16 protein-coding genes are annotated in these 23,746 nt (G+C 67.0%); 7 read left to right on the top strand and 9 right to left on the bottom strand.

The genetic code is table 11. The features are described from left to right. The first annotated feature begins 133 nt into the window (after positions 1 to 133). From SOM39_RS15320 to SOM39_RS15310, 3 genes are all read left to right on the top strand, one after another. Positions 134 to 1,282 carry a DUF1624 domain-containing protein gene (locus tag SOM39_RS15320; protein WP_320458828.1) on the top strand — a complete coding sequence of 383 codons (1,149 nt, stop codon included), beginning with the start codon at positions 134 to 136 and terminating at the stop codon, positions 1,280 to 1,282. A 404-nt stretch (positions 1,283 to 1,686) separates the two neighbouring features. Then, positions 1,687 to 3,444: an oligopeptide:H+ symporter gene (locus SOM39_RS15315; protein ID WP_320458827.1), complete on the top strand. Its 1,758-nt coding sequence runs from the start codon at positions 1,687 to 1,689 to the stop codon at positions 3,442 to 3,444. Positions 3,445 to 3,583: 139 nt separating this feature from the next. Continuing rightward, positions 3,584 to 6,259, top strand: a complete 2,676-nt coding sequence (locus tag SOM39_RS15310; protein ID WP_320458826.1) for an autotransporter outer membrane beta-barrel domain-containing protein — start codon at positions 3,584 to 3,586, stop codon at positions 6,257 to 6,259. 43 nt (positions 6,260 to 6,302) lie between these two features. Here the strand turns inward: SOM39_RS15310 and SOM39_RS15305 are convergent, their stop codons facing one another. Both SOM39_RS15305 and SOM39_RS15300 read right to left on the bottom strand, forming a co-directional pair. After that, positions 6,303 to 8,291 carry an alpha/beta hydrolase family protein gene (locus SOM39_RS15305; RefSeq protein ID WP_320458825.1) on the bottom strand — a complete coding sequence of 663 codons (1,989 nt, stop codon included), beginning with the start codon at positions 8,289 to 8,291 and terminating at the stop codon, positions 6,303 to 6,305. A 164-nt stretch (positions 8,292 to 8,455) separates the two neighbouring features. Further along, positions 8,456 to 9,091, bottom strand: a complete 636-nt coding sequence (locus SOM39_RS15300; protein WP_068850096.1) for a LysE/ArgO family amino acid transporter — start codon at positions 9,089 to 9,091, stop codon at positions 8,456 to 8,458. Positions 9,092 to 9,224: 133 nt separating this feature from the next. Here SOM39_RS15300 and SOM39_RS15295 point away from each other — a divergent pair, with 133 nt between their 5' ends. The 4 genes from SOM39_RS15295 to SOM39_RS15280 all read left to right on the top strand — a co-directional run bounded on the left by SOM39_RS15295 (position 9,225) and on the right by SOM39_RS15280 (position 15,134). Further along, positions 9,225 to 10,130 (top strand): LysR family transcriptional regulator ArgP, encoded by a 906-nt coding sequence (locus SOM39_RS15295; protein WP_068850092.1) that lies wholly within the window; start codon positions 9,225 to 9,227, stop codon positions 10,128 to 10,130. Between the two features lie 87 nt (positions 10,131 to 10,217). Continuing rightward, positions 10,218 to 10,805 carry a hypothetical protein gene (locus SOM39_RS15290; protein WP_320458824.1) on the top strand — a complete coding sequence of 196 codons (588 nt, stop codon included), beginning with the start codon at positions 10,218 to 10,220 and terminating at the stop codon, positions 10,803 to 10,805. Between the two features lie 138 nt (positions 10,806 to 10,943). Beyond that, positions 10,944 to 12,641 (top strand): malate dehydrogenase (quinone), encoded by a 1,698-nt coding sequence (gene mqo / locus SOM39_RS15285; protein ID WP_320458823.1) that lies wholly within the window; start codon positions 10,944 to 10,946, stop codon positions 12,639 to 12,641. 330 nt (positions 12,642 to 12,971) lie between these two features. Beyond that, on the top strand, positions 12,972 to 15,134 hold the full coding sequence (locus SOM39_RS15280; RefSeq protein WP_320458822.1) for a TonB-dependent siderophore receptor: 2,163 nt from the start codon (positions 12,972 to 12,974) through the stop codon (positions 15,132 to 15,134). Positions 15,135 to 15,137: 3 nt separating this feature from the next. Here SOM39_RS15280 and SOM39_RS15275 read toward each other — a convergent pair whose 3' ends face one another. From SOM39_RS15275 to SOM39_RS15245, 7 genes are all read right to left on the bottom strand, one after another. Continuing rightward, on the bottom strand, positions 15,138 to 16,400 hold the full coding sequence (locus tag SOM39_RS15275; protein ID WP_095363423.1) for an MFS transporter: 1,263 nt from the start codon (positions 16,398 to 16,400) through the stop codon (positions 15,138 to 15,140). Positions 16,401 to 16,465: 65 nt separating this feature from the next. Further along, positions 16,466 to 17,122, bottom strand: coding sequence for a methyltransferase domain-containing protein (locus SOM39_RS15270; RefSeq protein ID WP_320458821.1), 657 nt, complete (start codon positions 17,120 to 17,122; stop codon positions 16,466 to 16,468). A gap of 151 nt (positions 17,123 to 17,273) precedes the next feature. After that, positions 17,274 to 18,002: a DNA-formamidopyrimidine glycosylase family protein gene (locus tag SOM39_RS15265; protein ID WP_320458820.1), complete on the bottom strand. Its 729-nt coding sequence runs from the start codon at positions 18,000 to 18,002 to the stop codon at positions 17,274 to 17,276. Beyond that, positions 17,995 to 18,723 carry a DUF72 domain-containing protein gene (locus tag SOM39_RS15260; protein ID WP_320458819.1) on the bottom strand — a complete coding sequence of 243 codons (729 nt, stop codon included), beginning with the start codon at positions 18,721 to 18,723 and terminating at the stop codon, positions 17,995 to 17,997. The genes SOM39_RS15265 and SOM39_RS15260 overlap by 8 nt, the downstream gene beginning before the upstream one ends. A gap of 12 nt (positions 18,724 to 18,735) precedes the next feature. Further along, on the bottom strand, positions 18,736 to 19,170 hold the full coding sequence (locus SOM39_RS15255; protein WP_320458818.1) for a pyridoxamine 5'-phosphate oxidase family protein: 435 nt from the start codon (positions 19,168 to 19,170) through the stop codon (positions 18,736 to 18,738). 82 nt (positions 19,171 to 19,252) lie between these two features. Further along, entirely contained in the window at positions 19,253 to 20,632 is a 1,380-nt protein-coding gene (locus SOM39_RS15250) for a hypothetical protein (RefSeq protein ID WP_320458817.1), read from the bottom strand. A gap of 2 nt (positions 20,633 to 20,634) precedes the next feature. Continuing rightward, positions 20,635 to 23,694: a TonB-dependent receptor gene (locus tag SOM39_RS15245; RefSeq protein WP_320458816.1), complete on the bottom strand. Its 3,060-nt coding sequence runs from the start codon at positions 23,692 to 23,694 to the stop codon at positions 20,635 to 20,637. Positions 23,695 to 23,746: the final 52 nt, after the last annotated feature.

Below are 23,746 nucleotides of genomic sequence, written 5' to 3'. Positions count from 1 at the left end.
TGTCAAACCTAGCCTTCATGCCTTGGTAACGCAAGGCGGGTAGCGCCGGTCGCCGTAATCGGTAAACCCCGGGAAATGGACGCGCACCCTGATTTGTAATGTTATATCCTGTCACGCCACCACCGGCGCACCCGTGGCCCCCGCCTCCCCCCGCCTGACCTCCATCGACCAGCTGCGCGGCACCGTGATCGTGCTGATGCTGCTGGACCACGTGCGCGAAACCTTCTACCTGCACCAGCAGGTACCCGACCCGATGGTCGTGGACCAGGTCGAGCCCGCCCTGTTCCTCAGCCGCCTGCTCGCCCACCTGTGCGCCCCCGTGTTCGTGCTGCTCACCGGTCTGTCCGCCTGGCTGTACGGCAGCAGCCAGGCCGCCCCCCGCCGCGCCGCCTCCGCCTTCCTGCTCAAGCGCGGCCTGTTCCTGGTCCTGCTTGAACTGCTGGTGGTGAACTTCGCCTGGACCCTGCAGTTCCCGCCCAGCGTGATCTACCTGCAGGTGATCTGGGCGATCGGGATCAGCATGGTCGCCCTGGCCGGCCTGCTCTGGCTGCCCCGCCCCGCCCTCGCCGCCCTGGCCCTGGTGGTGATCGCCGGCCACAACCTGCTCGACGGCATCCACGTCAGCGGCGACGGCCCGCTCGCCGTGCTCTGGAAGATCCTGCACCAGCGCGACTGGATCGCCGCCGGCGATGCCCTGCGCCTGCGCACCTCCTACCCCGTGCTGCCCTGGATCGCCGTCATCGCCTTGGGCTACACCCTCGGCCCCTGGTTCGCCCGAACCGGTGACCCCGCCCTGCGCCAACGCCGCCTGCTCTGGGCCGGCAGCGGCGCCCTGCTCGCCTTCGCCCTGCTGCGCGCCGCCAACGTCTACGGCGACGCCCCCTGGCAGGCCATGGCCAGCGCCGGGCAGACCCTGATGAGCCTCTTCAACGTCACCAAGTACCCGCCGTCCCTGCTGTTCCTGCTGCTCACCCTCGGCATCGGACTGCTGCTCCTGCGCCTCTACGAAAACCCCCGGATCGCCCGCGCCCTGGCCCCGCTGGCCAGCATCGGCGCCGCCCCGATGTTCTTCTACCTGCTGCACCTGTATGTGCTGAAGCTGCTCTACGTCGCCGCCGAAGCGCGCTGGGGCCAGACCCACGGCGCCTATTTCGCCGTGGACCATGTGTGGATGCTGTGGCTGATCACCGCCGCACTGGCGCTGGCCCTTTATTGGCCAACGCGCGAGTTCGCGCGCCTGAAGGCACGCCGCAAAGATCTTGTCTGGTTGCGGTACCTGTAGAGCCACCCCATGGGTGGCTGCCGGGTACGTCGCTAAGAGCAGCCACGCATGGCGTGGCTCTACGCGGCCTTTCGTTCCGACATCGCGATCGTTGAGGGGCGCGGGGCGGTAGGCCCCAGCGGGACCTTGAGCAGCATGGGTCGGGCGTATACGCCCGACGGGCTGGGCAGGAGCCCAACCCCGGTCTTGCCGTGTGCGCAGGACAGCGCACACGCGCAAGCTGCGATGAGCCCCATGGATGGGTTCACGCGCGTCCCGCTGGGGCCTGCCGCCCCGCGCCCCAGCAGGTGAAAGTGAATCGCCAGGCTGTCGGCGCAGACCCAACAGCGTACCGACCAACGGTCGGCACCTACCGAGGGACTGGTCGAGTGATAATCGCGACCTGTTTTGTCGCTTATCGCCTAATGACCGCCACCGCCCTTTCCGCTTCCGACGACTTCCTTGGCCACCCCAAAGGCGTTTACGTCTGCTTCTTCACCGAGATGTGGGAGCGCTTCTCGTTCTATGGCATGAAGGCGCTGCTGCTGCTGTACCTCACCAAGTACCACCTGTTCGGCGACAAGGCAGGCCTAGACCTGCTCGGCGCCTACGGCGGCCTGGTCTACTGCATTCCCGTGTTCGGCGGCCTGCTCGCCGACCGCTGGCTGGGCATGCGCAAAGCCGTTGTGTTCGGCGGCATCCTGCTCGTCCTCGGCCACCTCGGCATGGCCTTCGAAGGACATGCCGCCACCCGCATCGACGGCCAGATCGTGCGCGACGATGCCGCCCTCGGCATCACCTACCTCTCCCTTGCCCTCATCATCATGGGCGTCGGCTTCCTCAAGCCCAACATCTCCACCATCGTCGGCAAGCTCTACCCCGAAGGCGACCCCCGCCGCGATTCCGGCTTCTCCCTGTTCTACGCCGGCATCAACCTCGGCGCCCTGTTCGCCTCCCTCGTCTGCGGCTTCCTCGGCGAAGCCTACGGCTGGAAATACGGCTTCGGCGCCGCCGGCATCGGCATGGTCATCGGCCTGGCCATGTTCCTGTGGGGCCAGAAGTACCTGCAGGGCCACGCCGAACCCACCAACGTCGCCGCCCTGCGCCAGCGCATTGCCGGCGTCCCCCGCGAATGGTTGATCTACGGCATCGCCGTGCTCGGCGTCATTCCCGTGGCCGCCCTCATGTGGTCCGCCGCCAACGGCGCCTTCGCCATCGGCGGCGAAATCAGCCTCGCCCTGCTGCTCATGGTGGTCGTGCTCGGCGGCGTCCTGCTCTGGTTCGCCTGGTTCACCGGCACCCGCTGCACCCCCGTGCAACGCCAGCAGATGATCGCCCTCATGGCCCTGATCTTCATGGCCCTGGTGTTCTTCACCCTGTACGAGCAGACCTACGGCTCCTGGGTCACCTTCACCGACCGCATGCTCACCAAGGACCTTGTCCCCGCGCTGGTGCTCCAGGGCGGCACCCCGATCCCGTGGTCGATCGCCTCCCTGCTGCTGGCGCCGCTCGGTTTCGTGGTCGCCGCACGCCTGTCCGAACGCCGCCCCGGTTCCACCGCCCCGCGGAACCTGTTCATCGCCATCGTCGCCCTGATGCTGGTGCTCCTGGTCCGCGACTGCCTGGTGATTCCGCAGACCGCCGGCTCGCTCACCTACCTGGGCGGCCTGTTCCTGGTCGTGCTCGCCCCGCTGTTCGCCGTGCTGTGGGCGTGGCTCGACAAGCGCCGGTTGGACCCGTCCAAGCCGGTCAAATCCTCGCTCGGCCTGGTGTTTGCCGCGCTTTCCTTCATCCCGCTCGCCCTCGCTGCCCAGCAGGTCGGCAGCACCGGCCAGATGGCCAGCGTGTGGTGGCTGGTGCTGGCCTACCTGGTGCTGGAGATCGGCGAGATGTGCTTGTCGCCGGTGGGCCTGTCCGCCGTCACCCAGCTGGCCGCGCCGCGCGTGGTGAGCCTGATGATGGGCACCTGGTTCCTGGCCACCGCGTTCTCCGAAACCCTCGCCGCGCTGTTCGGCAAGCTCGCCGCCATTGAAGTGCCAGAAGGCGAAACCATGAACATCGCCGCGGCCGCCGCCAGCTACGAACACCTGTTCTGGCTGCTGATGTGGATCGGCCTCGGTTGCGCAGCCGTGGCAATGGCTGGCTCGCCGCTGCTGAAGCGGATGATGCACGGAGTCAAGTAAGCCGCCGCACGCCATGCACATAAACACTTCCTAACACCATTCGATCCGGTCACAGTCCGACGGGATTGGAATAAGTTGTAGATACTCGGTTTGTATCGCTCCCCACCATGGCGCTCCCTGCGTTCATGGAACTTTCCCAATGCGTCACGCTGCTCCGCCCCACCACCGCCCGCTCGCCGTACTCATCGCGCTGGCATTGTGCACCTCGCTTTCGTTGCCCGCACATGCGGGCAACGCCGATGCAGAAGCTGTCGATTGCGACATCGATCCTGACCACAGCGTGTGTGAGGCGCAGGACGAAGCAACATCCAGCACCACCCCGTGGCTGATTGGCGGCGTCGCGCTGGCAGGTGCCGCCGCAGCGGCGGCAGGTGGTGGAGGCGGCGGCGGTGGCAGTGACGGCGGCGGTGATGGAGGCGGCGTCCCGCCGGGCTCGGAAGGCGGCCAGTACGGGGGCAACCAGTTCCTGGCCGGATCGGGCAGCGAGATCAGCTGGGACCGCAACGTGGAAACCCGCGTCACCGGCGCGGCCCGCAACGAAGGCAGCCTGCGCATCAACGCCGGCACCCTCAGCGTGCGCAATGACGGCCACCTGCGCAACACCGGCACCCTGCGCATCGGCCAGGCCGCCAGCCTGGTGGTGGAGAACGATGGTGACCTGGACAACCATGGCACCCTCGAACTGCACGGCCAGCTGCAGCTGCGCCGCGATGGCAGCCTGGAGAACCACGGCAGCCTGCAGGCGCACGGTGCGACGATCCAGCTGGATGGCGAGTCCGACATCGAGAACCTCGGCGACATGCAGCTGCGCGACACCGTGGTCAGCATGGGCGGCGAGAGCGAATTCGACAACGGCGAACGCCGCCGCAACGCCACGCTCGGCGTCCAGGGAGGCGGCTTCGCGCTCACAGGCATGGCCGAGTTCGAGAACCACGGCACCGTCAACGCCGGCGGCACGCTCAACCAGGGTTCGCTGGTGCATGCGGTGACCGCGCGCGTCGGCAACGAGCGCGACATCATCGAAGCCTTCGACAACCATGGCCTGATCACCCTGCAGGGCAACGCGCGCGTGCTGACCCTGCTGGCCGACAGCCATGCCAGTGCCGGCATCAACCGCGCCGGCGCGCAGATCATCAGCCACGCCCAGCGGCAATCGGCGATGCATGCCGAAGGCGCGCAGGCGACGCTGATCAACCAGGGCACGCTGACCGTGACCGGTGACGGTGCGGTGGCGATGGCCGGCGCGCGCGGCGCCACGTTGATCAACGACGGGGTGATCAACCTCGGCGTGGCCGGCGGCAACAACGGCCAGAACATGGTGGCCATGCAGTCCGACGGCTCGGCCACACTCAACAACCGCCGCGGCGGGGTGATCAACATCCATGCCGGCAACTCGCACGCGTTCCAGATGGGCGCCAGCGGCGGCGGCCGCCTGATCAACAACGGCCAGGTCAACGTGTATGGCAATGGCAGCGGCGTGCATGCCGACCAGCCGACACAGGATGCCGATCGCCCCGCCCCCGACCTGGGCTGGCAGGCACCGCGCGGCGTGTCGGGCTACACGGTGGGCACCCATGCCGATGGCAGCGCCGGCCAGATGGTGCTGCATGAGGGCGGTGAGCTGTTCGACGTCCGTGTTGATACCGGGTTCACCCGCGGCACCGACGATTCGCAGATCCGCCTGGAGGACGTCTTCGTCGGCGCCGACGGCGGTGATGACAACATCGCCAGCGCCACGGTGGTGTGGCAGGCGCAGGCCGAGCGCGACGAGGCCGGCAATGTCGACGTGGTGATGACCCGCAACGACTACCGCGATATCGCCGATGCCGACACCCAGAGCGTCGCCGCAGCGCTGGAGGCGGGCTACGCCAACAATGCGCTGTACCACAGCCTGGAAGTGGCTGACGCCGCTGAGTTCAACCACGCCCTGCAGCAGTTGTCCGGCAACGGCCTGGCGGCCGCCAGCATGCGCCTGGCCGCCAACGGCGACGCGTTCTGGTCGAGCCTGGCCCGCGCCAGGCCCGGCAACGGCACCCACATGGTCGCGTTCGGACCGGGCACGGCCACGGCGTCGGGCGTGCAGGGTACCGGCACCGGCGTGCAGGTCGCGATGGCGCTGGGTGGCGGTCGGCAGCTGCTGCTGCGCACCGGCCTGCTGGGCTCGGATTTCTCCACCGATGGCGGCCAGACGCGTTCGCAATCGCGGTTTGCCGGGGTGGGCATGGCCCAGGCGCTGGGCGCGTTCACCCTGCAGCACACGCTGGGCAACGAATGGCACCAGACCGATGGCCAGCGCCAGTTGCACTGGGGCAGCACGCGCATGAGCGCGCACAGCCAGCGCACGCTGTCGCGTACCCGCGTGGGCAGCACGCTGGGCATGGAACTGGCCGGCGGCGGGCTGCGCTGGCAGCCGCGCCTGGGGGCAATGGCGTATCACGCGCGCGAGGGTGCCTTCCATGAGTATGGTGCCGGCGCATTGGGATTGTCGGTCGGCGCAGGAACGCGCAGTGGTGTGCAGCTGGAGCTGGGCACCGCCTTCAGTGGGCGCCTCGGCCATGGGTGGACCCTGCGCGGTGATGCATCCGCATTCCGGTCGGTGGCGTATCGCGCCGACGCGCGCACGGCCACGCTCCACGGTGCAGGCGATCACGCGTTCACCGTTCCAGGGTTGGCGCCGTCCGGACTGGATTACCGGGTGATGCTGGGCGCCGACTATCGCTACCTGCGCGCAGACCTTGGCGGTGCGGTGATGGCGGAACGGCTGATGGGCGTTCGCGATATGCAGGCGCAGATGCAGGTACGCATGGCGTTCTGATGTGGCCTGTGGAAGGCGGGGCGGCAATACCGCCCCGCCTTCTTCATGGTTGCGCTGCGGTTGACGCCGAAGCGGTCTTGCCACCCAGGCTGCGCGACAGGAACGCCAGCAGCTTGCCGTAATACTCGCGGCGGTGCGGGTCGGTGTAGAAGCCATGGCCTTCGGTGGAGTAGTACAGCGATTCCACCGGCACGCCGGCCTTCTGCAACGCCGCCTCCATGCGCTTGGTGTGCTGGATCGGGGCGCGCTCGTCTTCGCCGCCCGCCGCCAGGAACACCGGCACCTTGATGCGGTCGGCAAGGTTGACCGGGGAAACCGCAGCCACGTCATTGGGGCTGCCCAGCCATTCCTTCAGGTAGGTGCTGCCCGAACCGCTGCGCTGGACATCGCCGGTGGTGTGCATCATCGGCAGGTCGTACACGCCGACGTAGCCGGCGGCGCAGCGGTACAAGCCCGGCTCGCGGGCCGCGCCCATCATCGCCGCGTACGCGCCGTAGCTGGCGCCATAGATGCAGACCCGGGCCGGATCGGCGTGGCCCTGGCTGATCGCCCAGCGGGTCGCATCGGTCACGTCGTCCTGCATGGCGGCGCCCCACTGTTTGGCGCCGGCGTGCCGGTAGGCACGGCCGAAGTTGCCCGAACCACGGAAGTTGACCTGCAGCACGGCGTAGCCTGCCGCGGCCAGCATCTGCGCTTCGGAATCGTAGCTGCCGTCGTCGAACACGCCGAACGGGCCGCCATGCGGCATCACCACCATCGGCGGCTTCGCCCCTGCCGACGCGGCCGGCAGGGTGAGGTAGCCGTGCAGCTCCAGGCCGTCGCGCGCCTTGAACGCGTACGGCTGGACCTTCGCGGCCGTGTCCGGGTCGATCCAGGCGCCGCGGCTGATCAGGTGGTCGGCCTTCTTGGCGACCGTGTCGAAGATGTAGAAGTCACCTGGATTGCTTCCCGACCAGGTTTCCACCAGCACACTGCGGCCATCGCGCGTGCTGGAGGCGATGAACACCGCATCACCGCCGAACGCGGCTTCCAGGCTGCGGTACAGGCGCGCGTCGGCCGAGGTTTCGTCGAAGAAACGGGTGCGCGGCTTGTCGCCCAGGTAGAGCGCGCCGACCGGAACACGGGTGCCGGGGCGGTAGATCAGACGGTCCGGGTCTACGACGGGATCGCGCAGCAACGGGGTGCGGGTGCCGGTGACCGGGTCCCAGGTGACGATGGCATCGGGGCCGTTGGCCTGCTGCACCTGCAGGTAGGCGGTCTTGCCGTCTTCGGAGAAACCGAGCGCGGTTTCGATGCGGCCGGTATCGGCCTCATCGTTCACCAGCTTCCAGGTGTCGCCGATGGCATCGCGGTAATAGAGCTTGTTGACGTTGTCGATACCGGCACCGTGGGCGAAGCGGATCTGCCCGCTCGGGTCGCTGGTGAAATCGGCGCGACGTACCGGCGACCGGGCCACGGTCACACGGCGGCCGCTGGCGATATCCATGCGATCGACACGGGTGTAGGGATCTTCGGAGAACGGCCACACCGAGACCAGCACGTTGCGCTCGTCCTGCGGCATCGAATCGATCAGGAAGGCGGCGACCGCTTCGACCTTCTTCGGTTGGATGCGGGTGCCCGGACCGTTGCCTTCCACGCGATAGCCGACCAGCAGTTCGCCACGGCCGCCATTGGCGTTCATGGCGTACAGCTCACCGGTGAGCTGCGGCTGGTCGAGGCTGCCGAACTTTTCGGCCAGGCCGATCAGCACGCGCTCGTTGCTGACCCAGTAAAAACTGGTGGCGTGGTTGTTGCGCGGCGGCACGAACGAACCGGTGACCTTGCCGGTGGCGCGGCTGAGGATGGCCAGTGCGGTTCGGTCTTCCATCGGCACGGTGGCAGCGTAGTAGTCCCCGCCCGGCGACAGCTTGATGTCGGTAAACGTGTCGCGCTTGAGATAGCGCTCAAGATCCAGCTCCGCAGCGGAACCCTGCGCCACCGGCCCGCACAGCAGGGCCAAGACGGCCAGGGCCGCCCATTTCGAGTAGTTCATCCTTCCCCCTCCTGCCAGACACCTTGTCCGTGATCGGCGATTCTAGACAGATCGGCGCAGCACAGGCCAGTGGCGACCTTCTTGGACGCATCCGGGCCCGGAAAGAAAAATGGCACCGCGAACGGTGCCATTTGGACGTGCATTGACGGAGAGAGAGAGAGAGATCAATGCACGCCGCGGAACGCCAGGCTGAGGGCCAGGATGGACAGGATCACGGCGATGGTGCCGTCGAGGATCCGCCAGGTACGAGGTTTGGTGAACAACGGGGCCAGCAGGCGGGCACCGAGGCCCTGGGCGGTCAGCCACAGGCAGCTGGCGGTGACCACGCCGGCGGCGAACGCCATGCGGGCATTGCCGAAGTTTTCGGCAATGGAGCCGATCACCATCATGTCCAGCCAGAAGTGCGGGTTGATCAGCGAGAAACCGACCGCAGCGGTCAGCACGGCGCGGCGCGAGGTGTTGTCGCCGTCATCGACCTGCATGCCGCCGCCGCCGGCCAGCGCGCGCCGGGCCGACTGCCAGGCGTACCAGCTGAGGAACGCCACGCCGCCCCACAGCACCACGGTAGTCAGCCAGGGCAATGCCTGGGTCAGGGTGCGCAGGCCGGCCACGCTGGCGAAGATGAAGATGGCATCGATCGCCGCGCAGGTCGCCACGACCGGCACGATGTGCTTGCGCAGGATGCCCTGGCGCAGGATGAAGGCGCTCTGGGCCCCGACCACGGCGAACAGGCCGATACCGGCTGCGGCACCACTGAGCCACGCGGCCAGACCGGGGCCGCCGGAAATGAAGGAGAACATGGGATACCACCTGTGTTGCTGGGGGGCGGTGCCTCGCCAAGGCGTACAGCACCGTGATGGCGCGTATTGTCGCGCCGCAACATGGAAAAGTAGAGCTAAACTTACTTAACCATCTTTAGCGAAACTTAAGACGATGCGCATCGACCATGCCCAGCTCCGCGCCCTGGCGGCGGTGATCCGCGAAGGCAGTTTCGACCGGGCGGCGCAGTCGCTCAATGTCACCGCCTCGGCGGTGTCGCAGCGGGTGAAAGCGCTGGAGGACCGGGTCGGGCGACTGCTGGTCAAGCGTTCTTCGCCGGCGGTGGCCACGCCGGAAGGCCAGGTGCTGGTGCAGCTGGCCGAACAGACGGCGCTGCTGGAGCACGATGCGCTGCACCGGATGGGGATTGCCGATGAGGACCTGCCGCACGCCAGCATCCCGGTGGCGGTGAACCACGACAGCCTGGAAACCTGGTTCCCGGAGGCGGCGCTGAGTTTCGCGCGGCAGACCGGGACGACGCTGGACCTGCGCTCGGAGGACCAGGACCACACGGTGGCGCTGCTGCGCCAGGGCGCGGTGCTGGGCGCGGTGACCACGCTGGACGAGCCGGTGCAGGGCTGCCAGATCCACGCGCTGGGCAGCATCCGCTATGCGGCCACGTGCACGCAGGCCTTCCACGACCGCTACTTCGCCAAGGGGGTGAACGCGCAGTCGCTGGCCCAGGCGCCGGTGCTGGTGTTCAACCGCAAGGACGACATGCAGGCACGCTTCGCGCGGCGGTTGGCCGGCGACGACCTGCCGATGACGGCGCCCACCTGGTGGATTCCGTCAACCCGGGCGTTCGTGCAGGCCAACGTGGGCGGGCTGGGCTGGACGATGAACCCGCTGCCGCTGGTCAAGCGCCACCTGGACGCGGGGCGGCTGGTGCTGATGAAACCGCGCGCGTGGGAAGACGTGCCGCTGTACTGGCAGCACTGGAAGGGCGACGTGCAGACGATGGCGCTGCTGACCAGGGCCGTGCTGGCGGCGTCGGCGACGCTGGTGCGCCGCAGACGGTAGGTACCCACCGTTGGTGGGTACGCCTTCACGTGCCGACCAGCGGTCGGCACCTACCGTGGCCTCCAAGCATCCAGCGCGGGGCGTTCGATGGAATCGGATCCGGTCTATCTGCATATCCGGGTGGTGCTGAGCATCATCCTGGGATTGAGCATCACCACGCTGGTGAAGGGCCTGGCCTCGATCATCGAGCATCCGGCCCGGCGCGGCGGGTGGTCCGGCATCCACCTGTGCTGGGTGCTGTGGATGCTGGTGTCGGTGGTCACCTTCTGGTGGTGGGAGTTCCGTCTGGGCGAAGTGCGCCAGTGGACCTTCGGCCTGTACCTGTTCGTGATCGGCTACTGCGCCAGCTGGTACATGCTGTGCGTGCTGCTGTTCCCCGATGACCTGCGCGAGTACGGTAGCTACGAGCAGTACCTGCTGCAGCGGCGCGGCGGCTTCTTCGGCATGCTCGCCCTGGTGACCGTGCTCGACCTGGGCGACACGGCGATCAAGGGGCACAGCCGCTGGCAGATGCTCGGCGAGGCGTACCCGGTGCACACCGGGATCATGCTGGTGATTGCCGGGGTGGGCATCGCAAGCCGTTCGCGACGGGTGCATCTGGGCCTGGCCGTGCTGGCGCTTATTTACCAGTGCGGGTATTTCCTCGCTGAATATTTCACCTTGGGGTCCGATTGATCCCTGCGATGCTGCGTTGCACCAAATCCGTACCGTTTCGGGCTAAAATTGGGCACTGGATGCGCCAAGAGCTTGTTTCTTCACGCTTCTTCCACGAAGCGCCGTCATCCTGCCCTCATCTCCCCACATGAGATATCCATGAAAAAGTTAGCGAAGGTCGTCCTCGGCCTGCTCGTGCTGTTGCTGATCGCAGCGGCCGTATTCCTGTACTGGCCCCTCCACCAGCGTTCGGTTCCGGCCGCCGGTAACGACAAGCCGGTCGACGTCGTGCTGGTCGGCGGCGGCATCATGAGCATCACCCTGGCCACCTTCCTGCAGGAACTGCAGCCAGACTGGAACATCCAGGTGTTCGAACGCCTCGACGGCGTCGCCCTGGAAAGCTCCGATGGCTGGAACAACGCCGGCACCGGGCATTCGGCCTTCGCCGAACTGAACTACACCCCGGAACTGCCCGATGGCAGCATCGAGACCAAGCGCGCGGTCGGCATCGCCGAGCAGTTCGAGATCTCCCGCCAGTTCTGGTCGCACCAGGTCAAGGAAGGCCGGCTCAGCCAGCCGTCCGACTTCATCAACCCCACCCCGCACATGAGCTTCGTGTGGGGCGATGACAACATCGCCTACCTGCACAAGCGCCAGCAGGCGCTGGTCAGGAACCCGCTGTTCTACGGCATGCAGTACTCCGAAGACCCGGCGCAGATCAAGGCGTGGTCCCCGCTGCTGATGGAAGGCCGCGACCCGAACCAGAAGGTCGCCGCCACCTGGATGCCGCTGGGCACCGACGTCAACTTCGGCGTGATCACCCGCCAGCTCACCGCCGGCCTGCAGCGCAACCCGAACTTCAGCCTGCACCTGGAGCATGAAGTCCGCGCCCTGCGCCAGAACGACGACAAGACCTGGAACGTCACGGTCAAGGACCTCAACGCCGGCACCGAGTCCACCCTCAAGTCGCGCTTCGTGTTCATCGGCGCCGGCGGCGCCGCGCTCAAGCTGCTGCAGCTCTCCAACATCCCCGAAGCCAAGAACTACGCCGGCTTCCCGGTCGGCGGCCAGTTCCTGGCCTTCAAGTCCCCGGCCATCGCCGGCCGCCACGGCGTCAAGGCCTACGGCATGGCCGAGACCGGCTCGCCGCCGATGTCCGTGCCGCACCTGGATTCGCGCAAGCTCGATGGCAAGCCGGTGGTCCTGTTCGGCCCGTTCGCCCTGTACAGCACCAAGTTCCTCAAGCACGGCTCCTGGTTCGACCTGTACTCCTCGGTCAACCACAACAACGTGGCCGGCATGCTCGACGTCGGCGCGGAGAACCTGGACCTGGTCAAGTACCTGATGGGCCAGGCCCGCCTCAACGACGACGACCGCCAGGCCGAACTGGTCAAGTACTTCCCCAACGCCAAGCGCGAGGACTGGGAACTGGTCACCGCCGGCCAGCGCGTGCAGATCATCAAGCACGACCCGGAAAAGGGCGCCGTCCTGCAGTTCGGCACCGAAATCGTCACCGACAAGGACCACACCCTGGCCGCCCTGCTCGGCGCCTCCCCGGGTGCCTCGACCTCCCCGCCGATCATGCTGGACCTGCTCAAGAAGGCCTTCCCCGAGCAGATGGCCGCCGGCTGGGAAGCCCGCCTGGCCCAGATCGTGCCGTCCTACGGGCGCAAGCTCAACGACAGCCCGGCCCTGACCAACGAGATCCGCCGCCAGACCAGCGACACCCTGCGCCTCCCGTACCTGGACGTGCCGGTGGAGACGAGCCCGGCAGTGATGATGACCCCGCCGCCGGTGACCCCGGCAGCGCCGGCCAAGGAAAAGCGCAACGCCAACGAGGAATTGCAGGCGTTGTGAGCCTTTCCGGCACCGCGTAGACACGCATGGCGTGTCCCTACAACCGGCCCTCGCGGGCCGGTTTTTTTTTGCCTTTGCCTGTTCCGGCCGCCCCAAGCCATTCGTCAGGGGGTGCGGGGCGGCAGGGGGTAGCGGGACCTTGAGCAGCATGGATGCTGCGATGAGCCCCATGGAAGGGTTTACGCGCGTCCCGCTACCCCCTGCCGCCCCGCGCCCCAACTCGTAGAAAGGAGACGCCCTCGCTTTCAGCTCGTTAAATTATTGTAATTAGAATGCGAACGATTTACATTTGCGTCCCATTGTGCCCCACGGCCCCCGCTGAGACCGCGTATGTCCTTCCGTTCCCGCTCTGCTTCCGTCCGCCGCGCCCCGCTCGGCCTGGCCCTGCTTTCCGTGCTGTCGCTCGCCGCGCCCCTCGCGCAGGCCGAGACCGCCGATGCCGCCAGCGATGCCAAGACCCTGGACCAGGTGAACGTCGTCGGCTCCCAGCGCGCGCCGTCCAGCACCACCCGCCTGCCCATCACCCTGCAGGAAACCCCGCAGTCCACCAGCGTGCTCGCCCTCGACCGCATCCAGAACGAATCGCTGTTCTCGATCAACGACGTCATGCGCAACATCACCGGCGTCAACGTCTCCTTCTACGACACCCAGCGCCCCCTGTACTACGCGCGCGGCTTCACCATCACCGACTTCCAGGTCGACAGCCTGCCCACCTACAGCGGCTCCACCAACCAGGAATACGACACCGCCTTCTACGACCGCATCGAAGTCATCCGCGGCGCCAACGGCCTGCTCAGCGGCGCCGGCATTCCCTCGGCCACCGTCAACCTGCTGCGCAAGCGCCCCGGCAAGGAGTTCGACGCCTCCTTCGCCATCAGCGCCGGCAGCTGGGACTTCCGCCGCATGGAAGCCGACGTCAACGCCCCGCTCACCCGCGATGGCCGCTTCCGCAGCCGCGTCGTTGCCGCCTATACCGATCGCGAGCTGTATTACGACCGCTACAAAGAAGACAAGATGGCCGGCATGGCCGTGCTGGAAGGCGACCTGACCGATTCCACCACCGTCACCGTCGGCTACCAGCGCCAGGACAACAACCCGGTCGGCTCCACCTGGGGCACCGTGCCCTTCTTCAACAGCGACGGCACCTTCGCCCACCTCCCCCGCGAAACCAACATGGCCCCCAAGTGGAGCTACTGGCAGCGCGAAACCAGCACCGCCTTCGCCAACCTCGAACAGCGCTTCGGTGAAAACTGGCTGCTCAAGCTCAACACCGCCTACACCCGCGGCAACGTCCAGAACGTGCGCGTCTACGGCAGCGGCTACCCCGATCCCGTGAGCGGTGCCGGCACTTACCTGCTGGCCGGTGCCGGCGATGCCGAAGACACCCGCAAGGGCGCCGACCTGTTCCTGTCCGGCACCTTCCCCGCCTTCGGCCGCGAACACGATGTCGTCGTCGGTGGCAGCTGGTCCGACCTCGAAGCCACCACCTGGACCCTTACCTCGGTGGCCAACTGGCGCTACAACATCCCCGACATCCGCAACTGGAACGGCGACATTCCCGAGCTGACCGCCAGCCGCACCGGCGCCCGCCGCATCGCCCGCACCCGGCAGAGCGGCGTGTACGCCTCCACCCGCCTGCGCCTGGCCGATCCGCTGTCGCTGATCGCCGGCGCGCGCCTCAGCCGCTGGGAAACCCTGACCCGCGCCTACAACGCCGCCGGCACCTACACCGGCACCAGCGGCCAGTACAAAGTCACCGACGAAGTCACTCCCTACGTCGGCCTGGTCTACGACATCGTGCCCGACTTCTCGGTGTACGCCAGCTACACCGAAATCTTCAACCCGCAGAACTACAAGGACCGCAACGAGAACCTGCTCGCCCCGGTGGAAGGCTCCAACCTGGAAGCCGGCATCAAGTCGCAGTGGTTCGACGGCCGGCTGACCGCCAACGCCGCGATCTTCGAAGCCAAACAGGACAACTACGCCGTGCGCGACATGAGCCTGCCGGACGGCTCACTCAGCGATGGCAGCTCGGCCTACATCGGCGTCAACGGCACCAAGTCGCGCGGCTGGGAAATGGACATCAACGGCGAGATCCGCCCGGGCTGGACCGTCAATGCCGGCTACACCCACGTCAAGGTGACCCGTGCCAGCACCGACCTGATCTACGCCAACCTGCCCGAGGATTTCCTGCAGCTCAACACCAGCGTGCGCCTGCCCGGCGTGCTGGACCGCCTGACCGTGGGCGGCGGCTTCTCCTGGCAGAGCGAAGTGGAGGGCTACAACATCCCCTACCCGCTGGGCGGCACCCGCACCGTGCGCCAGCCGGCCTACATGCTGGTCAACCTGCACGCCAACTACCAGATCAGCGACAGCTGGACCGCCACCCTGAGCGTGCGCAACGCGCTGGACAAGACCTACTGGGCCAACCTGGACTACAACAACTACGGCGAACCGCGCTTCATTTCCGCGAGCCTGCGCTGGAAATACTGATCGTCAGCGGGGTCGCGTTTCGCGCAGGCCCCACAGCACCGGCAGCACCAGCAGCGCGACGGCGGCGATCATCGCCCCGGGCGCTGCCGCCCAGCCGGTGTGGCGTACCAGCAGTTCGGCCAACAACGGGGTGGCGCCGCCGAAGAAGGCGGTGGCCATGGTCACGCCCAGCGCCAGGCCGCTGAGCCGGCCTTCGCCGGGGAACTGTTCGGCGGTGGCCGGCGCGGCGACGGCGCTGACGCCGCCGGCGAGGCAGGCCAGTACCACGGCGGCCAGTGCGATCTGCACCGCGCTGCCGGTGGCCATCACGCCGAACATCGTCAACGGCAGCAGCGCTGACAGCAGTGCCAACCCGATCAACACCGGGCGTCGCCCCACCTTGTCGGACAACGCGCCCACCAGCGGGGTCACGCCGATCACGGCGACGGCGGCGATGGTGGACAGCCACAGTGCCTGGGATTCGCCGACGTCACTGGCCGAGCCGAGAAACGCTGGCACGTAGGTGATGCCCACGTAGTAGGTGATCGAACCCAGCGCGGAGATGGCGAAGGTGCGCGCGACCGCGCCGCGATGGTAGCGCCAGGTATCGCGGATCGGCGAGGTCGGTACCGTGCCGGCGGCCACCTGGCGTTCGAATTCGGGCGATTCGTGCATGGTCGAGCGCGCGAGGAGGATCGCGCCGGCCAGGGCCGCACCGATGAAGAAGGGAATGCGCCAGCCCCAGCCATCGAGCTGGGCGCTGCTGAGCAGCGCCACGGTCAGTGCCGAGAGTGCCACGGCAAGCAATGCACCCACTTCGCTTGCGGCGGAGGCGAGAGAGGTCACCAGCCCGCGCCGGCGGATGGGGGCGCTTTCCAGCAGGTAAGCCACCACGCCGGTGTATTCGCCGCCTACCGAAAACGCCATGACGCAGCGGAGCAGCAGCAACAGCACGCCGGCGGTGGCGCCGATGCTGTCGAAGGTCGGCAGCAGCGCGGTGGCCAGCATCGCCAGCGTCATCAGGGCCATGGAGGCCAGCAGCATGTAGCGGCGGCCGAAGCGGTCACCGAAGTGGCCGAAGCAGAGCGCGCCGAGCGGACGCATCAGGTAGCTCACCGCGAAGCCGGCCAGGGTGGCCAGCAGGGCGTTGTCGCCCCCGCCGAAGAACACCCGCGACAGCACCGTGGCCAGGTAGAGGTACAGGGTGAAGTCGTACCACTCCACCACGGTGGACAGACCAGCGACGATCATGGAGCGGGTGGGTGTGGCAGGCGGTGGGTTGGTCATGGGTTCGGAGCCTACGACAAACGATCTGCAGACCGTGTCGTCGCAGCGCCACGCCCTGCGTGGCCCTACGCGGTACGGGCGTAACGCAGGAGGCGTCCGCGCCCTGGCGAACTGCTTTCATCCTCGCCGAAGCCGCCCTCTTCGCTCGCTTCATACCCCTGCAGGGCCATGGCGCGCGAGAAGCCGCCGAGGTTGCCGCGACCGGGATCGGTCAGCAGCAGTTCGGCCGTAGGCTTGGCGTGGCGCTCCATCACCGCGGCGATCTGCACGCCGTGGCCCCGCTCGTACAGCACATCGCTGCCGATGATCAGGTCGAACCGACCCAGTGACGTATCTGGCATTTCCCAGGGCAGGTCGCGGTAATGCACGGCCGGCAGGTCGTTGAGCCCGGCGTTGTAGGCCAGGAACGATTCGGCCAGCGGATGGTGGTCACTGGCCACCACGTTAGCACCACGATGCGCCAGCACCAGGCTGGACAGGCCCAGCCCGCAACCCAGTTCCAGGATGCGTTTGTCGGCCACGTCGTACTGGCTCATGGTCTCGGCCAGCACCCGGCCGGCGGGCCAGACCTGGCCGAACAGGCTCCACAGCGAGGAATGGATGCCGGCCCGTTCGGCGCGGCCGGTGGGATCGGCGAACTGCTGCAGGTCGCTCAGGGCACGAATACGGAACTCGTGGCCGTTGACGGCAACCGTGAGAATGCGGGTGGTATAGCCCGGCATGTGCGCTCCATGAAACACGGAGAGCCGGCCCACCCCGGTGGCGGACGGCTCGAAAGGGGAGCGAAGCGGGCGACCGCAAGGGGCCGCGCAGGACGCGCGAAACGGCGTGGGACGCACCCATCCTACAGGACGGGCGGTTTCCGCCCTTCACTCAGTATCGGATCTGGCAATTGGGACAGAAGAAGGTGCGCCGCCGGCTTTTACCGGGGTAGGTCTTGGAAACCGGGCCGCCGCAGGTCGGGCAGGTCCGCTTGGTATGGATCTGCCAATGCTTTTTCAGTTCGAAGGCGCGCTTCCATTCCAGGAACAGGAAGCTGTAGGCGCGGGCGTCGGCAATGACCCTGCCGAGTACCCGCGGTGGCAACGCCCCCACCGTGCTTTCCGGGTGCACCCGCTGGCGGAACAGCACTTCGTTCTTGATGATGTTGCCGACGCCGGCAAACAGCTCCTGGTCCAGCAGTGCATCGCAGATCAGGGTATCTGGTTGCTGCTTCAGCCGGCGCCGGGCCAGGCGGGGGTCCCACGCGTCGTTCATCACGTCGGTGCGCCAATCGTAGGTTTCGTCCAGCTTGCCTTCGATGTACTTCAGCGATGAGGCGTAGATGTTCAGCTCGCCGTTGTCGAACTGCAGCGAAACGCGCGGGGGCGATGGCTTGCGTTCGTCGATGCGGTAGCTGCCGAACATCAGCATGTGCACGCGCAGGCTGAAGCCGCTGAACTCGATCAGGAAATGTTTGCCCCAGCTGCGCAGCGCGATCACGCGCCGCCCCTCCATGCGGGTGAGATCCAGGGAGCTGTTGCCCAGCGCGCGGCGCACGGTCTTGCCACGGAACTTCGCCGTCGCCTCGCGCAGGATGACGATGGAAGGGCCTTCAGGCATGCAACCGCTCCTGCAGGCGCGCGGCGTTGGCAACGGCAAAGCCGTGCGCGGTGTTGTCGAAGATGACCCAGCGGGGACCACGTGCATGACGCACCTGCCCGGCCAGCGCGTCCAATGCCGCGTCGACGTAGTCGCTGTAGTACATGCGCGGTGCGCCGTGCCAGCGCCAGTAGCGCCACGTCGGTGCACCGCCCGGTTGGGCAGCCGCCGGCACACGCGCTGGATCGGCCCCCAGCCGCGAGACGCCGTGGCGCAGCAGCAACGCGTCGGCCGTGTCGGTGAACCAGCTGGCATGGCGCGGCTCGCACACCAGCGGCACCCCACTGCGCCTGCGCAGCGCGCGGAAGAAGCTCGAGGCACGGCGGGTATCCAACGCCAATGAGGGCGGCAACTGCAGCAGCAGGCCACCCAGCTTGGTGCCGAGCGCGCTGGAGTCATCAAGGAAGCGGTCAAGCAAAGGCCCCACGCCGACCAACGCCGAATCGTGGGAGATCGTGCGCGGTATCTTGACCGAGAAGCGGAACCCGGGCGGCACGCTGGCCGCCCAACGTTCGTAGGTGCCGGGCTTGTGCGGCCGGTAGAACGAGGAGTTGATCTCCACTATGGGAAACCGGGTGGCGTAGCGCGCGAGCATGCTCTCCCCGGGGCCGAACAGGTCAGCGTAGCGGCCCGGAATGGACCAGCCAGCGCAGCCGACCAGCGACCCGGGGGAAGCAGGCATGTCCGGCGTTCCTCAGACCTGGATCTCGCCCTGGTCTTCACCGTCCCAGTAATGGATGCGGTGCGCATGGACGTGGATCAGGACCAGGCCCTGGGTATCCACACCCTGCTCGAACCAGCGCTCCAGGCTCTTCTGCCAGTGTTCGCGCATCACTTCCTTGTCGCGGATGATCCGGCCCTTGCCCTGCACGAACACGAACAACGGCGGTTTGCCGAGCAGGCCCTTGCTGCCGACGAAGCTCAGCGCGGCCTTGGGCTCGGCCTGCAGCTCGCGCACCATGTCGGTGCTGTCCAGCGAGAAGAACCAGCTGTCACCGTCGTAATCGACATCACCGTTGTTGCTCATCGGGCGGCCGGCGATCTCGCCGTTGTCGGCGAAGGTCTGCAGCATGGTGAAGTCGATGCCGGCCATTTTCTTGGCCAGGTCGTGCAGGGTGAGCGTGGTCATGGCGGTATCCGTGCGGGAATCGGGTGCTGCCAGACTCGGTGGGGGGCCGTGACCGGATCGTGCACGTGCCATGTCGTGGCGTTCACGGCGGTGGGTTGTTGCCGATGAACACCGGGTTGGAATGGAACCACAGGTCCTGCCAGGGATCTTCGCCTTTGATGTCGGGCAATGGCGTCGGCTCATCCGTGTTGCTGCCGCGTGCACGTACGAATCCGCCGCCGGGCGGCGCCGGCAATTCCCACGTCACCTCATACCACCGACCTTCCTGCTTCCACTCCTTGGCGGTAAAGCGCCGGGTCTGCATCCTGGGCGCCTGGCCGGTGCCACTGCCGACGATCAGCTGCAGCTGGCGCAGCGCCGGATGTCGCCCGATCGCATTGGCGCTGTCCGGCGTTCGCACCCGCAACTGCACGCGCATCGGCGTACCCGCTGCCACGGTCACGCCTTCGCCCATGCGCCCCACCCCACCGCTGCCATCGGCCGCCTGCACGGTCAGCTCCAATGCGTCGATGAGGTCGCCGGTCACCGCGAACATGCGCCCGGCGCGCACGCCGCCGAGGATGTCATCGGCCTCCGGGCGTGCCCAGACATACGTCTTGCTGTACTCACCCGGATCGAAGTCGCTCCCCCCGTCGCGCTGGTTCACGTGCGAATCGGAACTGGCGGTGATCCAGAAGCGGCTACCGTCGGCCAGCATCTGGTCCCAGACGCCGCCAACCTGCGTGGTCATCTGATCGAAGCCGCCGAAGGTCGGCGCCGCCGCATTCCGGTACAGGCCACGCTCGGAGCGGGTGGCCTGGTGCCCGGGCGCGCCTTCCATGCCGACCAGCACCTGCGGCGCAGCGGCATGCCACGCCTTCAGCTCAGCGGGCTCCACTTCGCCCCACTGCCCCACCCCGGTGGCGGTTCGCGAGGGGTGGTTGATCAGCATCAGCGGCAGCGGACGCAGCCCGCGCATGTGGACCAACGCATCCAGCATGTGCTGGTGGGTATCGCGGCTACCCGCTTCCAGCGGTTCACCGCGACTGTAGTGGCGCTCGATCGTCACCAGCTGTTCGGCTTCGCGCGCGCCCGGCGCGATGATCAGCGAGGCGTGTTCGCCGGCCGGCACATCGAACTCCATGCCGTTGAACTGGATAACCTCGGGCACGTCCTGCCGGGCCTGCAGCAGCGCCGGATGGGCGTGATCGCGGGTCACCGCCGAGTGGCCCGGGCCGCCGTGGTCGGTGTGCACCATCCAGCGCAGCCCGAAGTGCCGCGCCCGTTCAGCGTTGTGGCTGCGGGTGTAGGACGAGTCGCCGCCACGGATCGGCGTGGGCGGCGTGGTGCTGCGGTCCCAGTCCACGCTCCATTCGCTGTGCACGTGGTGGTCGCCAGGCTGCCAGTCGCGACCGGCATCAGATTCGGCAGGCGACGCCGTGGCCGGCGCCGCAAGCAGCGCCAGCAGGAGAAGTGTCTGCATGATCAGAAGTCGGCGCGCAGGCCCAGGCTGATGCGGCGGCCCGAGGCTTCGTACATGGTCGGGAAGGACGGATCCATGGTGTAGCCGCTGGTGATCTCGTTGGTCAGGTTGATGCCCTTCAGGCTGACCTTGATGTTGTCGGTGATCCGGTAGCCGATCGACACATCCATCTGACCATAGGCATCGCGCCAGATCGGGTACATGTCATAGCCGATCGATTCCACGTATTCGTCCTTGTGGTTGTAGGACACGCGGGCATCGAACCGGTCATTTTCGTAGTACGCAGTTAGGTTCCAGGTCTTCTCGGCCAGGCCCGGCATCGGCGTGCGGATGCCCAGGTCGGACTCACCGGCAAGCGAGCTGTCCAGCACGGTGTAGTTGGCATTCACGCCGAAGCCTTCCAGCATGGGGTGGAACATGCCCAGTGGCAGCTGCGCCACCAGCTCCACGCCGTCCACCTGGTAGGAACCCTTGGCGTTCACCGGCTGGTACACGTCGAAATCGAAGATGCCGTTGAGGGTGCCGTTGGCGTTGTACACGGCCACATCCTCGACCACGCCGGTCAGCGAGTTGATCACCACGCCGTCGATGTTCTTGCGGAAGTAGGAAGCGGCAAACAGCGCGCCGTTGTCCAGGTACTTCTCCAGGCCCACTTCCCACTGCTTGGCGTAGGTGGGCTTCAGTTCCGGGTTGCCATCGGTGAAGCGGTACGAGCTCCAGCTGGCGGTGCGCTTGTAGGCAATGTCGGTCAGCGCCGGGCGCATCATGGTCTTGGACGCGGCCGCACGCAGCAGCAGGCCCTGGGCAAGTTCGGCGGTCATGTTGAAGCTGGGTAGCAGGTCGTCGTAGCTGCCGTCCCTGGACACCGGGGTATCGGTGTAGCCGGTGCTGCCATCGGGCCGCTGGATCGGGTGGTAGCCGAACGAGGTGACGCTGGTATCGACATAGCGCGCGCCGGCGTTGATGTTGACCGGCACGTGGCCGATATCGAAGGCGAAATCCGCCATCGCGTACACGCTCGTCACCTTCTCATCGACCTGGTAGAACTGGCCGGCGTCGAAGGGGGTGTAGAAGCCGTCATAGCGGAAGGCGCGGCGTGCGTAGTCGTTGGACACCTGCTGCCAGTCCAGGTCCTTGATGGTGTAGTCGCCGCCGGGAACGATGTCGCCGATCCACTGCAGCGGGCTGTCGGCCAGGGTGCGGGTGTTGACCCAGGCGCTGCTGCCGGCGGTCGGCCCGGTGATCTTGAGCTCGCCATACTCGCGCTGCTTGGAGCGGTCGGTGTAGCGCGCACCGAACTTCACGTCACGCAACGCCGGCAGGAAGGCCAGGTCCAGCATGCGGGTCACGTTGACCTGGGCGGCGTACTTGTCGTCGTCCACCTTCTCCAGCGTGGTTTCGTAGGCTTCGAACAGGTACTTGTCCGAGGCGTTGTACATGTCGAAGCCGCCCGGCGTGCTGGGGATGGTTTCGCCGCTGCGGCCGGTCCAGCGGGTGCGCGAAGGCGCGTAGGCGACGTGCTTGAGGTTGGAGAAGTCCGAGGTCTTCTCCGCGCCGGAATAGCCGGCCATGGCATCGATGTACCAGTCTTGGCCCTTCCAGTCGAGCGCAACGCTGTACTGGCTGTAATCGGTCTTGTTGATCCGCTCCTTGCTCAGCATCTCGTGCTGGGTGGCGGTGTAGGACACATCGCGCAGCACCACCATGCCGTACTCGGACAGGGTGCTGGCGTCGTATTCGTGAATGGTGTCGAGGGTGCTGCGGCTGGAGGCGGAATAGGCCGCCGCGTCGTACTCGTCCTCGGTTGAATCGTAGCCGCCCAGCATCGCATCGAAGGTCAGGCTGAAGCTGCTGCTGGGCTTGTACTGCAGCGACGCGGTGGCGCCCCACTTGTCCTGCTCGTTGAGGTAGACGCGGTCGCCGACCTTGTCCTGGAAGACCACCCGATTGGTTTCATCGGTGTCGGTACGGTTGACGATGTTCACCCCGGCGTCGCGGGCCAGCACGGCCTGGGCCTGGGTGCCGCGCGTGCCGGACGCCCCCAGGAAGCGCGACATCGGGCGGAAGTTGATGCCCGAGGTGGAGTCGGTACGGTTGGTGCGCTTGGACTGCGAATACGACACCAGGCCGCCCCAGTCGCCCCAGGTATCGGCGGCCAGGAAGGCGAAGCGCGGGTCGACTTCTTCGGAGATGCTGTTGTGTGCGCCCTCGGCCGACAGCACCAGCTTGCGCTCGTTGTAATCGAACGGTCGCGCGGTGGTGATCTTCACCGAGCCGGCGATGCCGCCCTCTTCGTCGGCGGCGGTGGGCGACTTCTGCACCGTGACCTGCTGGATGATCTCCGAGGCGAACATGTCGAATTCCACGTCACGCCCACCACTGCCCGAAGCAGTGGCCAGGTCGTTGATCGACACGTACGTGTATTCGGACGGCAGGCCGCGCACGTTGACCTTGGTGCCCAGGCCCTTGCTGCGCTCGATGGTCACGCCCGGAACGCGCTGCAGCGCTTCGGCCAGGTTCTGTTCCGGAAAGTCGGCCACGTCGGTGGCGACGATGGAATCGGAAAAGCCGATGTTGTTGCGCTTCAGGTCGACCGCCTGTTCCAGGCTGCGGCTGTAGCTTCCGGTTACCTGGATGGTTTCCAGGTTCTGCGCGCCGGGCGCGGCGCCGTCGCCAGCAGAAGCCTGCAGTGTTGCGGCCCTGGCCTCGGCCGCCGCCATCGGCGCAACCACGCCGGAGGTGGGCGCGTTGCCCGCCGTCGCCGCTTCAATGGTAACCGTACCGGCATTGAGGTAGCGGTAGCGCAGCCCGGTGCCGGCCAGCAGGCGGTCAAGCGCCGCCTCCGCGCTCAGGCCCGCCGGCACCGCCGGGGTGCGCGGATTCCCCGCCACCTGCGCGTTGTAGACGAACTGCAGGCCGGTCTGGCGCGACAGCGCGTTGAGTGCCATGTCCAGCGGCTGCGAGGCGATGGCATCGGCGGCAAGCCGGGTCGGTTCTGCAGCGGTAGCCGTCGCGGTGACCTGCAGGGCAAGGGCGATCGAAAGGAACAGAGTGCAGCGCATCGTGGGATCCAGTGAGGGAATGGCGGTGGCGTTCCCCAACTACGACGCGGCA

The sequence above is a fragment of the Stenotrophomonas sp. CFBP8994 genome (assembly GCF_034044835.1).
In the GTDB taxonomy this organism is placed as follows: Bacteria; Pseudomonadota; Gammaproteobacteria; order Xanthomonadales; family Xanthomonadaceae; genus Stenotrophomonas; species Stenotrophomonas rhizophila_A.
The sequence above is the reverse complement of the archived record's forward strand: the minus strand, read 5'-3'. Positions and strand labels throughout refer to the sequence as shown.

Bases quoted from the DNA above. Each gene is read 5' to 3' on its own strand.
- SOM39_RS15315 (WP_320458827.1), top strand. From the start codon at position 1,687: ATGACCGCCACCGCCCTTTCCGCTTCCGACGACTTCCTTGGCCACCCC.
- SOM39_RS15310 (WP_320458826.1), top strand. From the start codon at position 3,584: ATGCGTCACGCTGCTCCGCCCCACCACCGCCCGCTCGCCGTACTCATC.
- SOM39_RS15305 (WP_320458825.1), bottom strand. From the start codon at position 8,291: ATGAACTACTCGAAATGGGCGGCCCTGGCCGTCTTGGCCCTGCTGTGC.
- SOM39_RS15300 (WP_068850096.1), bottom strand. From the start codon at position 9,091: ATGTTCTCCTTCATTTCCGGCGGCCCCGGTCTGGCCGCGTGGCTCAGT.
- SOM39_RS15295 (WP_068850092.1), top strand. From the start codon at position 9,225: ATGCGCATCGACCATGCCCAGCTCCGCGCCCTGGCGGCGGTGATCCGC.
- SOM39_RS15290 (WP_320458824.1), top strand. From the start codon at position 10,218: ATGGAATCGGATCCGGTCTATCTGCATATCCGGGTGGTGCTGAGCATC.
- mqo (WP_320458823.1), top strand. From the start codon at position 10,944: ATGAAAAAGTTAGCGAAGGTCGTCCTCGGCCTGCTCGTGCTGTTGCTG.
- SOM39_RS15280 (WP_320458822.1), top strand. From the start codon at position 12,972: ATGTCCTTCCGTTCCCGCTCTGCTTCCGTCCGCCGCGCCCCGCTCGGC.
- SOM39_RS15275 (WP_095363423.1), bottom strand. From the start codon at position 16,400: ATGACCAACCCACCGCCTGCCACACCCACCCGCTCCATGATCGTCGCT.
- SOM39_RS15270 (WP_320458821.1), bottom strand. From the start codon at position 17,122: ATGCCGGGCTATACCACCCGCATTCTCACGGTTGCCGTCAACGGCCAC.
- SOM39_RS15265 (WP_320458820.1), bottom strand. From the start codon at position 18,002: ATGCCTGAAGGCCCTTCCATCGTCATCCTGCGCGAGGCGACGGCGAAG.
- SOM39_RS15260 (WP_320458819.1), bottom strand. From the start codon at position 18,723: ATGCCTGCTTCCCCCGGGTCGCTGGTCGGCTGCGCTGGCTGGTCCATT.
- SOM39_RS15255 (WP_320458818.1), bottom strand. From the start codon at position 19,170: ATGACCACGCTCACCCTGCACGACCTGGCCAAGAAAATGGCCGGCATC.
- SOM39_RS15250 (WP_320458817.1), bottom strand. From the start codon at position 20,632: ATGCAGACACTTCTCCTGCTGGCGCTGCTTGCGGCGCCGGCCACGGCG.
- SOM39_RS15245 (WP_320458816.1), bottom strand. From the start codon at position 23,694: ATGCGCTGCACTCTGTTCCTTTCGATCGCCCTTGCCCTGCAGGTCACC.